Annotated in this window: 10 protein-coding genes; all 10 read right to left on the bottom strand. The window is 71.0% G+C overall.

Features of this window, described 5'->3' with window-relative positions; translation table 11 throughout:
* Positions 1-204: 204 nt before the first annotated feature.
* The gene (gene mutM / locus ACFWQG_RS05635; protein ID WP_378506596.1) at positions 205-1,071 is read right to left on the bottom strand and encodes a bifunctional DNA-formamidopyrimidine glycosylase/DNA-(apurinic or apyrimidinic site) lyase; all 867 of its coding nucleotides are present in this window, start codon (positions 1,069-1,071) and stop codon (positions 205-207) included.
* Positions 1,072-1,075: 4 nt separating this feature from the next.
* Complete coding sequence (rnc, locus tag ACFWQG_RS05630; RefSeq protein WP_378506595.1) at positions 1,076-1,843, bottom strand: ribonuclease III; 768 nt, start codon at positions 1,841-1,843, stop codon at positions 1,076-1,078.
* A 5-nt stretch (positions 1,844-1,848) separates the two neighbouring features.
* Positions 1,849-2,031, bottom strand: a complete 183-nt coding sequence (rpmF, locus tag ACFWQG_RS05625; protein WP_137799096.1) for a 50S ribosomal protein L32 — start codon at positions 2,029-2,031, stop codon at positions 1,849-1,851.
* Positions 2,032-2,033: 2 nt separating this feature from the next.
* On the bottom strand, positions 2,034-2,660 hold the full coding sequence (locus tag ACFWQG_RS05620; RefSeq protein ID WP_378506594.1) for a YceD family protein: 627 nt from the start codon (positions 2,658-2,660) through the stop codon (positions 2,034-2,036).
* Positions 2,661-2,791: 131 nt separating this feature from the next.
* Complete coding sequence (locus ACFWQG_RS05615) at positions 2,792-3,556, bottom strand: DivIVA domain-containing protein (protein WP_378506593.1); 765 nt, start codon at positions 3,554-3,556, stop codon at positions 2,792-2,794.
* Positions 3,557-3,658: 102 nt separating this feature from the next.
* Positions 3,659-4,150 (bottom strand): pantetheine-phosphate adenylyltransferase, encoded by a 492-nt coding sequence (coaD, locus tag ACFWQG_RS05610; protein WP_378506592.1) that lies wholly within the window; start codon positions 4,148-4,150, stop codon positions 3,659-3,661.
* Positions 4,147-4,710, bottom strand: coding sequence for a 16S rRNA (guanine(966)-N(2))-methyltransferase RsmD (rsmD, locus tag ACFWQG_RS05605; protein ID WP_378506591.1), 564 nt, complete (start codon positions 4,708-4,710; stop codon positions 4,147-4,149). Before rsmD ends, coaD begins: the two co-directional genes overlap by 4 nt.
* Positions 4,711-4,735: 25 nt before the next feature.
* On the bottom strand, positions 4,736-8,149 hold the full coding sequence (locus tag ACFWQG_RS05600) for a pyruvate carboxylase (protein WP_378506590.1): 3,414 nt from the start codon (positions 8,147-8,149) through the stop codon (positions 4,736-4,738).
* Between the two features lie 151 nt (positions 8,150-8,300).
* Complete coding sequence (locus ACFWQG_RS05595; protein WP_378506589.1) at positions 8,301-8,819, bottom strand: hypothetical protein; 519 nt, start codon at positions 8,817-8,819, stop codon at positions 8,301-8,303.
* Positions 8,820-8,873: 54 nt separating this feature from the next.
* The gene (gene recG, locus ACFWQG_RS05590; protein ID WP_378506588.1) at positions 8,874-11,213 is read right to left on the bottom strand and encodes an ATP-dependent DNA helicase RecG; all 2,340 of its coding nucleotides are present in this window, start codon (positions 11,211-11,213) and stop codon (positions 8,874-8,876) included.

Raw genomic sequence — 11,213 nt, 5'->3', positions numbered from 1 at the left:
CCGCCGTCCGTCGGCGCGCCCGGCCCGTTTGCGGGCCACAGTGCAGAGTGCCCCCGCCGCACCGGGGAATCGTCGTCCCTAACGGGTCGCTGACGGTGTGACCTGCGTGCGTTTACGCCTTCTTGATGCGCTTCGCGCCCGTGCGTGATTTTTACCCCGGTCGGGGTGAAAATCACGCACAGTCGACGGAGTCGACCGGAGGGATCAGGGGCGGCGGGGACGCGGCCGCGGCTGACATTTCGGGCAGCTGTACGAGGAGCGGTTCATGAACTTCTCGCGGCGGATCGGGGCGCCGCACCGGGCGCAGGGCTCGTCCTCACGGCCGTAGGCGTCGAGGGAGCGGTCGAAATAGCCGGACTCGCCGTTGACGTTGACGTATAGCGCGTCGAAGGAGGTGCCGCCCTGCGCGAGCGCCTCGGTCATCACGTCGGTGACGGACGCGAGCAGCAGCCGCACCTGCGGTCGAGTCAACCGGTCCGACGGACGGTTCCCGTGAATCCGGCTGCGCCACAACGCCTCGTCGGCATAGATGTTCCCGACCCCGGACAGCACGGTCTGGTCGAGCAGGACCCGCTTGATCTCGGAGTGCCTGCCGCGAACCGCCGCGACGACGGCGTCCGGGTCGAAGCGGGGGTCGAGGGGGTCGCGGGCGATGTGCGACACCGGTGCGGGGACGGCGGTGCCGTCCACCTGGACGAGCGGCGCCAACGCCCAGCCGCCGAAGGTCCGCTGATCGACAAACCGCAGCTGCCGGCCGCTGTCGAGTTCCGCGAGGATCCGCAGGTGCTTCTCCCTTGCCACGCCGGGTTCCTGCACCAGCATCTGACCGCTCATCCCGAGATGCACCACGACCGCCAGCTCGCCGGGATCGACCTCAAGCCACAGGTACTTGCCGCGACGGCGCGCGGCGGAGACCGACAGGCCGGTAAGCCGGGCCGCCAGGTCGGCGCCGCCCGGCAGGTGCCGGCGCACCGCCCGCGGGTGCAGCACCTCGACGGACGCGACGCGGGCCCCGACGACGTGCGCGTCGAGGCCGCGTCGCACCACCTCGACCTCGGGTAGTTCCGGCACGGGGCTACTCGCCGGCGGAGGACGCCGCGCCCGACGCGGCCTGCGCGTCGGTCAGCGACTTCCAGGCCGTGCTGGCCGCCTTCTGCTCGGCTTCCTTCTTGGACCGGCCGATGCCGATGCCGAGCGGTGCTCCCGCGACGAGCACGGTCGCGGTGAACTCCTTGTCGTGGTCGGGGCCGGTGGAGCTGATCTCGTAGACGGGGACGCCGTCGCCGCGTTCCGCGGTCAGCTCCTGCAGGCTGGTCTTCCAGTCCAGGCCTGCGCCGAGCTTCGGTCCGCGTTCGAGCAGGTCCGCGAAGAGGGTGAGGACCACGGTCCGCGCGGTGTCGATGCCGTGCTGCAGGTGCACGGCGCCGAGCAGCGACTCCATGCCGTCGGCCAGGATGCTGGCCTTGTCGCGGCCGCCGGTCATCTCCTCGCCCTTGCCGAGCAGGAGGTGAACGCCGAGGCCACCCTCGCCGAGGCCGCGCGCGACCTCCGCAAGGGCGTGCATGTTCACGATGCTCGCGCGGATCTTCGCCAGCTCGCCCTCGGACTTGTCCGGGTGCGCCAGGTACAGGCGTTCGGTGACGGACAGCCCGAGAACGGAATCCCCGAGGAACTCGAGGCGTTCGTTCGTCGGCAGGCCGCCCTTCTCGTACGCGTACGACCGGTGCGTCAGGGCGAGGGTCAGAAGTGCATCGTCCAACTCAACGCCAAGGGCGGCGAGGAGGGAAGCATGCTGTCCCTCCTCGCCGCCGGCGGGAGCTGTTGGGCTCGTACTGCTTGTCACTGCGACTAGACCGCAGCGGTGACCTGACGACCCTTGTAGGTGCCGCAGGACGGGCACGCAATGTGGGGCAGCGTCTTCTCGCCGCAGCCACGGTTCGGGCAGGTGATGAGGGTGGGCGCAGTGGTCTTCCACTGGCTGCGACGCGACCGGGTGTTGGATCGCGACATTCTGCGCTTGGGGACAGCCACTTCTACTTCTCCTCGGCTTCGGTGTTCACACGACTCGTGCTGGACTCTGCATCGGCTTCGACACTGTCGGCGTCGACCAACTTCCCCGCGAGGGCAGCCCAGCGAGGATCCAGTATCTCATGTCCATGCCCGGATTCTGCAATCGCCAGGCGAATGCCACATTCGGGGCACAGTCCCTGACAGTCTTCGCTGCACAACGGCTGCAGCGGAAGTTCAAGCCCGGCGGCGTCGACGATGACCGGCTCCAGGTCGATCATCTCGTCGACGATCCGGTAGACCTCGTCCTCTTCGGTGGTCTCCTCCGTGACGCTGTCCGGGTAGGCGAACAGCTCGGTCAGGTGGAGGTTCAGCTCGCCCTCGAACGGCTCGAGGCAGCGCGAGCACTCCCCGACCGTCGCGGCGCGCACCGTGCCGGTGACGAGGACGCCCTCGGAAACGGATTCCAGACGCAGGTCCAGCTCGACGTCGGCACCGACCGGCACCGCGACCAGGTCGAGGCCGATGCGGATCGGGGTCGGCACGGTCCGGGTGAGGGTCGTCATCGACCCCGGCCTGCGACCGAGGGTGCGGGTGTCCAGCACGAAGCCGCCGTCGTGCGGACGGGGCGAGGTGGAACGGTGGGACGACACGCGAACACTCTTTCCATACGGGCCGGTTCTCGACGGGACCGGTTCTCTGCGGATCGGGACGGGCCCGGATCGGGCAACCACCCCACGATACGCGACGGTCGACCGCGAGGGTGAATCCGGCGTCGGGCCGGTCAGCGGCGACGCTCGGACCGTCGATCGTCGACGTCGTCGTAGGTCGGCACCCCGGACCCGGTGCGCAGCTGCTGCCTGCCCCTGCCGACGGATCGGACGGTGCCGGTGAGGAACTCCTCGAACTCGGCGAGCTTGGTGTCGACGTACAGGTCGCAGTCGCTGCGGAGGCGATCCGATTCGGCGTGCGCCGCGTCGATCACCCGCGCCGACTCGGCATGCGCCGCCATCGCGACCTCGGTCGCCGACACCAGGCGTTCCTGCTCGGCGCGCCCCTCGGCGATGGACCGTTCCTGCGCGGCCCGCCCCGCCTCGGCCATCCGGTCGGCCTCGTCCTGCGCCCGGCCGGTCACGTCCTCGAACTCGCGCCGCGCGTCGCTGACGGTCCGCTCGGCCTCGTCCTGCGCGTCGGCGACGAGCTGGTCGGCGTGCGCGCGGGCCTCCGCGACCATCCGGTCGGCCTTCTCCTTGGCGTCGGCGAGGATCCGGTCGGCGGAGTCCCGCGCGCCGGTGAGGGTCTCGTCGGCCTCGGCGTTGGCGCCGGAGACCGTCTGCTCGGCGTGCGCGCGGGCGTCCCCGACGAGCTTGTCGCGGTGGTCGAGCACGTCCTGCGCGTCGTCGAGTTCGCCGGGCAGCGCGTCACGGACGTCGTCGAGCAGTTCGAGGACGTCACCCCGCGGCACCACGCAGCCCGCGGTCATCGGGACGCCTCGGGCCTCCTCCACGATCGCGACGAGCTCGTCGAGCGCCTCGAATACCCGGTACACGCCACACCCCAATCGTCGACAGCGGCTTGCGCCGTCAATCTTGCCGCAGCCCGCGGACGGGGCGCGGCGCCACGCCCACCGGCACCCAGATGTGTCGTGCGTCTAGCCGGCGGCCGCGCGTTCGGCGATCCGCTCGAGCAGCCGCGCGTGCACGTGCGGGGGCAGCATGTCCGAGACCTCGCCGCCGTAGGTGGCGACCTCCTTGACCAGCGAGCTGGACAGGTAGCTGTAGCGCGGGTTGGTCGCGACGAACAGGGTGTCGACACCGGTCAGCTTGTGGTTCATCTGCGCCATCTGCAGTTCGTAGTCGAAGTCGTTGGCGCCACGCAGGCCCTTGACGATCGCGGTGGCACCGTTCGCGGTCGCGTAGTCGACGAGCAGCCCCTGCCAGGAGTCGACGGTCACGTTCGGCAGGTCCGCCGTCGCGTCGCGCAGCATCTGCAGGCGCTCGTCGACGGAGAACATGCCCCGCTTGTTGGGGTTGACGACGACGGTGACGACGACCTCGTCGAATTGCACCGCGACACGGGCGATCACGTCGAGGTGACCGTTGGTGACGGGATCGAAGGACCCGGGACAGACCGCCTTGCTCATGACTGCAGACGGTAACAGGCGATCTCGACCCGGGTGTCGCCGTACTTGCGGGTCCGCTCGACCTCGAATCCGTCCGGCCACACCGTTTCCGGCGAGCGGGTGGCCCGTTCGACCACCACCAGCGACCCCTCGCCGACCCAGCGCTTCGCGGCCAGGTCGGCGAGCACGACCCCGAGCTCCTGCTCCCCCAACGCGTACGGCGGGTCCAGCATCACGATGTCGTACTCCCCGTCCGGGGTGCCCGCCACGACGGCGGCCGCCGGCGCGGTCGTCACGACCGCGCCGGGCAGGCCCACCTCGGCGATGTTGGCCCGGACCACCGCTGCGGCGCGGGCATTGGACTCGACCAACTGCACGTGGCCCGCTCCCCGCGAAAGCGCTTCGAGGCCAAGGGCCCCCGAACCCGCGTACAGGTCGAGCACGCGCGCGCCGTCGAGGTCGATCCGCGCGTCCAGTGCACTGAACAGCGCCTCCCGCACCCGTTCGGAGGTGGGCCGGGTGCCCTGCTCGGGCACCCGGAGCCTGCGCCCACCCGCGGCGCCGGCGACGATCCGGGTCACCGCACCGCCCCGGCAACGATCCGTGTCACTGCGGGCCGTCCTCCTCTGCGGCGACGACGGAGATCACCGCGAGCAGGTCGCCGCCCTCGACCTGCTGCACCGGGCCGATCGCGAGGCGGGAGACGGTGCCGCCGCGCGGCGCGGTGATCGCGGCCTCCATCTTCATCGCCTCGATGGTGGCGACGGTGTCACCGGCCGCGACCTTCTGTCCCTCCGCGACGATCAGCGTGACCACGCCCGCGAACGGGGCCGCGATGTGGCCGGGGTTGGCGCGGTCGGCCTTCTCCGCGACGGGCACCTCGCTGGCGATCGACCGGTCACGCACCGACACCGGCCGCAGCTGCCCGTTGAGGATGCACATCACCGTGCGCATGCCGCGCTCGTCGGGGTCGGAGATCGCCTCCAGTCCGATGAGCAGTTCCACACCGGGCGCGAGTTCCACGCGGTGTTCCTCGCCGCGGCGCAGGCCGTAGAAGAACTGGTTCGCCGACAGCCGGGAGGTGTCGCCGTACTTGGCCCGGTGCTCACCGAATTCCTTTGCCGGGCCGGGGAACAGCAGCCGGTTGAGGGTGCCGCGCCGCTCGTCGGAGGCGCCCGCGAGACCGGCCTCGTCGGCGGCGGTGAGCGGGGTCTCGGGCTTTGCGGCGCCGCGGCCCTCAAGGGCCTTGGTGCGGAACGGTTCGGGCCAGCCGCCCGCGGGGGTGCCGAGCTCGCCGCGCAGGAACCCGACGACGGAGTCGGGGAGGTCGTAGCCTGCGGGGTTGGCAGCGAATTCCTCGGTGTCGACGCCGGAACCGACGAGGTGCAGGGCGAGGTCGCCGACCACCTTGGACGACGGGGTGACCTTGACGAGGCGGCCGAGCATCCGGTCCGCTGCCGCGTACTTGGCCTCGACCTCCTCGAACTGGTCGCCCAGGCCGAGCGCGACGGCCTGCTGGCGCAGGTTCGACAGCTGCCCGCCCGGGATCTCGTGGGTGTACACGCGACCGGTCGGGGACGGCAGTCCGGATTCGAACGGCGCGTACACCTTCCGCAGCGCCTCCCAGTAGGGCTCCAGGTCGCACACGGCCTGGAGGTCGATGCCGGTGTCCCGCGGGCTGTGCGCCGCTGCGGCGACGATCGCCGACAGGGCAGGCTGGCTGGTGGTGCCCGCCATCGCGGCGCTGGCGCCGTCGACGGCGTCCGCACCCGCCTGCCACGCCGCCAGGTAGGTGGCGAGCTGACCGCCGGGGGTGTCGTGGGTGTGCACGTGCACCGGCAGGTCAAAGTTGCTGCGCAGCGCCGACACCAGGGTCGCGGCCGCGGGGGCACGCAGCAGTCCGGCCATGTCCTTGATCGCCAGCACGTGCGCACCGGCGTCGACGATCTGCTCGGCCAGCTTCAGGTAGTAGTCGAGGGTGTAGAGGGTCTCGTTCGGGTTGGACAGGTCCCCGGTGTACGAGAGGGCGACCTCGGCGACCGCGGTCCCGGTCTCCCGGACCGCGTCGATCGCGGGCCGCATCTGGTCGACGTTGTTGAGCGCGTCGAAGATCCGGAAGATGTCGACACCGGTCGCGGTGGCCTCCCGCACGAACGCGCGGGTCACGGTCTCCGGGTAGGGGGTGTAGCCGACGGTGTTGCGGCCGCGCAGCAGCATCTGCAGGCAGATGTTCGGCATGGCCTCGCGCAGCGCGGCGAGCCGCTCCCACGGATCCTCGTGCAGGAACCGCAGCGCGACGTCGTAGGTGGCGCCGCCCCACGCCTCCACCGACAGCAGCTCCGGGGTCATCCGGGCCACGTGCCCGGCGACGGTGAGCAGGTCGCGGCTGCGTACCCGGGTCGCCAGCAGCGACTGGTGCGCGTCGCGGAAGGTGGTGTCGGTGACGGCGAGGGCGTCCTGCGCGCGCAGGGCGGCGGCGAATCCCTCGGGTCCGAGCTCCATCAGCCGCTGCTTGGATCCGGCGGGCGGCGCCGCCTTGAGATCGATGGCGGGCAGCTTGTCGTGCGGGTACACCGTCGACGGGCGCTCGCCGTGCGGCTTGTTGACCGTGACGTCGGCCAGGTAGGTGAGGATCTTGGTGCCGCGGTCCGCGGACGCACGCTGCGTGAGCAGCTCGGGACGCTGCTCGATGAACGACGTGGTGACCTTGCCTGCAATGAACTCCGGGTCGTCGAGCACCGCCTGCAGGAACGGGATGTTCGTGGCGACGCCGCGGATCCGGAACTCGGTGACCGCGCGGCGGGCACGGGCGACGGCCGCCTCGAGGGTGCGGCCGCGGCAGGTCAACTTGACGAGCATCGAGTCGAAGTAGGCGCCGACCTCGGCGCCGACCATGGTGCCGCCGTCCAGCCGCACGCCAGCACCGCCGGGGGTGCGGTAGCCGGTGATCCGGCCGGTGTCGGGCCGGAACCCGTTCGCCGGATCCTCGGTGGTGATCCGCAGCTGCAGCGCGGCACCGCGGATGGCGATCGAGTCCTGACTCAGACCGAGATCGGCGAGGGTCTCGCCGGACGCGATCCGCAGCTGCGCCTGCACCAGGTCGACGTCGGTGATCTCCTCGGTCACCGTGTGCTCGACCTGGATGCGGGGGTTCATCTCGATGAAGACGTGGTTGCCGCGGGTGTCGAGGAGGAACTCGACGGTGCCCGCGCAGGAGTAGCCGATCTGCTTGGCGAACGCGACGGCGTCCGCGCAGATCCGTTGCCGCAGTTCGTCCGGCAGGTTCGGTGCCGGCGCCAGCTCGATCACCTTCTGGTGCCGCCGCTGCACCGAGCAGTCCCGCTCGAACAGGTGGATGACGTTGCCCTGCCCGTCGGCGAGGATCTGCACCTCGATGTGCCGGGGGTCGACGACGGCCTGCTCCAGGAACACGGTCGGATCCCCGAAGGCCGATTCGGCCTCGCGGGCCGCGGCCTCGATCGACTCGCGCAGCTGGGCGCGGTCGGCGACCCGGCGCATGCCGCGACCACCACCACCGGCGACGGCCTTGACGAAGATCGGGAACTCCATCGTCTCGGACGCCGCCATCAGCTCGTCCACGTCGGCGGACGGCGCCGAGGACGCCAGCACCGGCAGACCCGCCGCCTTCGCGGCGGCGATCGCGCGGGCCTTGTTGCCGGTCAGCTCGAGGATCTCGGCGGACGGGCCGACGAACGTGATGCCCTCCGCGGCGCAGGCGGCGGCCAGGTCCGGGTTCTCGGACAGGAAGCCGTAGCCGGGGTAGATCGCGTCCGCGCCCGCCTTCTTGGCGGCAGAGACGATCTCGCCGATCGACAGGTATGCCCGCACCGGGTGGCCCTGTTCGCCGATCTGGTAACTCTCGTCTGCCTTCAGCCGGTGAACCGAGTTGCGGTCCTCGTACGGAAAGACGGCGACGGTGCCCGCACCCAGCTCGTAGGAGGCGCGGAATGCCCGAATCGCGATTTCACCGCGATTGGCAACCAAGACTTTTGAGAACATCGCTGAAAACTACCCCTGCGTTCACGGCGAACATGGCGGTGCGTTCCACCATCCGGGAATCCCCCGGACGATCGGACGCCTGTAACGATGCAGTACGCTACCTTGCCCCACCTCACGCGACCCCGCCACCCCGCGTGAGCTGCGATTTCGGCTAATTTTCCCGACGCCCCCGCGCCGGCATCACGTTCGCGCGGCTCCACGTCACCGACGCCCACTGGATCGCGAGCAGCGCCATCGCCGCCCACGCGAGCAGCAGTCCCGCCCCGAGCCCCTGCGGCCTGGTCGCCTCCGGCAGCGACTGCTGCGACCAGCAGGCGAGCATCCCGAACACGAACCCCATCGACGACCCGAGCATCGCCAGCCAGGACAGCGCCCACCGCCGGGTGGCCACCGCGAGCGTCGACACCCCGAGCCCGACCACGAGGACGAACCCGAGGAACAGCCGCTGCGGCACCGTCACCTCGGCGGCGGCCGCGCCGGCCAGGATGGTGACCGCCGAGTCCGAACCGGAGAACGGCAGGAACAACGCGACGGCGAGGACGAACATCAACGCCATCACGACCGGCCGCCTGCGCCCGAACGAGAATTCCCGTCGCACCCGCCGCTCGATCGCCGCCAGCTCGTCCTCGTACGCGGACAGGTCGGACGGGGCGGACAGGTCGTCGGTCATGGCACTTCCTCGGGTCGGTCGGGCGGCGCGGCAGGGTCGGCTGCCACCGACACGCTACGACTTGTCGAGGAAGTCCAGCCGCTCGGCGTCGAGTCCCGCCGACACCATCGACGCCAGCCCCGGATGCCGGCTCAGATCCGGGTCCTCCGCGACGACGCGCCGCGCGAAGTCGCGTGCCGTCGCGATGACCTCCTCGTGGTCGAGCAGCGACAGCAGGCGCAGCGTCGTGGTGGTCCCGGACTGGGCGACACCGAGCACGTCGCCCTCGCGACGCTGCGCCAGGTCCAGCTGCGCCAGTTCGAATCCGTCGTTGGTTCCCGCGACCGCACTCAGCCTGCGGAACGCGGGCGACTCGGGTCGCGAGCCGGTGATCAGGATGCACAGTCCCTGGTGGGCGCCGCGCCCGACGCGGCCGCGCAGCTGGTGCAGCTGACTGACACCGAACCGGTCGGCGTCGACGATCACCATCACGGTGGCGTTGGGGACGTCGACACCGACCTCGACGACGGTCGTGCAGACCAGGGCGTCGACCTCGCCCGCGGTGAACTCGCGCATCACCGTGTCCTTCTCGTCGGCGGGCAGCCTGCCGTGCAGCAGCCCCACCCGCACCGACGACAGCGCCCCCCTCCGCAGGTCCTCGAAGACGGCGACCGCGGCCGCGGTCTGCGGAGCGTCCCCGCCCCTGGCCGGCTTCGCCTTCCTGGCCGGTGCGCGCCGGGCGGGTTCGGCTTCGGGTGCGTCGCCGCCGAAGAGGTCGTCGAGGTCGAGTGCCGGTTCACCGCCCGCCTCGTCGTCCTCGTCTCCCTCCCCGATCCGGGAACACACCACGTAGGCCTGCCGCCCCGCCGCGACCTCCTCGCAGATCCTCGCCCACGCCCGGTCCACCCACGCCGGCTTGTCCGACGCCGACACCACGTTGCTCACGATCGGCGACCGCCCGCGCGGCAGCTCCCGCAGCGTCGAGGTCTCCAGGTCACCGAGGACGGTCATCGCGATGGTGCGCGGGATCGGCGTCGCGGTCATCACCAGCACGTGCGGGCTCAGCCCCTCCCTGGCGCGGGACCGCAGCTTGTCGCGCTGCTCGACACCGAAGCGGTGCTGCTCGTCCACGACGACCAGACCCAGGTTGAAGAAGCCGACGCCGTCCTGGATGAGCGCGTGGGTGCCGATCACGATCCCAGCGTCCCCGACCTGCGCCTCGTTCAGCGCCGCCCGCTTGGCGGCCACCGACATCGACCCGGTCACCAGCGTGACCCGGGTCGCGTACTCGGCGGCGCCGAGTTCGCCTGCGAGGGCAAGGGTTCCGAGCATCTGCCGCAGCGAACGGGCGTGCTGCGCGGCCAGCACCTCGGTCGGCGCCAGCAGCACGCACTGATACCCGGCGTCGATCGCCTGCAGCATCGCGCGCAACGCGACGATCGTCTTGCCGGATCCGACCTCACCCTGCAGCAGCCGGTTCATCGGATGCGGCCGGGACAGGTCCGCCGCGATCTCCGCCGCCACCGCGAGCTGACCGTCGGTGAGGGTGAACGGCAGCTGCGCGTCGAACGCGGCCGCGAGGCCGTCGGGTCGCGGCGGGCAGGCGGGGGCCACCCGCTCGTCGACGGCGTGCCTGCGCCGGGCCAGCACCAGCTGCAGCGCGACCGCTTCGTCGAAGCGCAGCCGCTCCCGCGCCCGCTCGATGTCCAGCGTGGTCTCCGGCCGGTGCACGAGGCGCAGCGCCTCGTCGAGGGCCATGAGGCCGAACTCCTCGCGCGTCGCCTCCGGCAGCGGGTCGGGCACCGGGTCGAGCTGGTCGAGAACCTGCCGGACGCACTTCGCGATCGTCCACGTCTCCACGTCCCGCGTCGACCGGTACATGGGGATCAGCTCCCGATCGAAGATCTCCATGTCGACGCCCGCGTCGGAGCCCTGCGCGCTGCGCGCCATCCCGGCCAGCTCCCCGGCCCCGCGTACCCGCCCACCGACCGTGGGTTCGCCGTCGCCTGCCGGCAAGATCAGGTAGCTCGGGTGCGTCAGTTGCAGCTGCTCGCGGAAGTACTTCGCGGTGCCGGAGAACATCGCCCGCACGCCCGGCCGGATCACGTGCGCCACCTTCTGCGGGTTGAAGAACGTGGCCTCGACCCGCTGCTTGTCGGATTCGAGGACGGTGCGGAGCATCTTGCCGTTGCGGTTCTTGAACGACACCACGTCGGCCTTCGCGACGGTCGCGACCAGCGTGATGTGGGCGCCCTCGGGCGGCCTGCTCTCCCCCAGCTCCGCACCCTGCGTCGCGTAGCGGTGCGGGTAGTGCCGCAGCAGGTCCTCGACGGTGTGGATCTCGAAGTCCTGCGCGAGCGGCTCGGCGGCCTTGGCGCCGAGTAGGTGATCAATGCGATCGGTGAGGGTTGCCAT

Origin of the sequence: Rhodococcus sp. NPDC058532, from assembly GCF_042719255.1 — a bacterium.
GTDB lineage: Bacteria > Actinomycetota > Actinomycetes > Mycobacteriales > Mycobacteriaceae > Rhodococcus_G.
This window is presented reverse-complemented; position numbering and strand designations above follow the sequence as displayed.

Excerpts from the sequence above, each read along its gene's own strand:
- coaD (WP_378506592.1), bottom strand. The coding sequence starts at position 4,150 with ATGAGCAAGGCGGTCTGTCCCGGGTCCTTCGATCCCGTCACCAACGGT.
- recG (WP_378506588.1), bottom strand. The coding sequence starts at position 11,213 with ATGGCAACCCTCACCGATCGCATTGATCACCTACTCGGCGCCAAGGCC.
- ACFWQG_RS05595 (WP_378506589.1), bottom strand. The coding sequence starts at position 8,819 with ATGACCGACGACCTGTCCGCCCCGTCCGACCTGTCCGCGTACGAGGAC.
- ACFWQG_RS05600 (WP_378506590.1), bottom strand. The coding sequence starts at position 8,149 with ATGTTCTCAAAAGTCTTGGTTGCCAATCGCGGTGAAATCGCGATTCGG.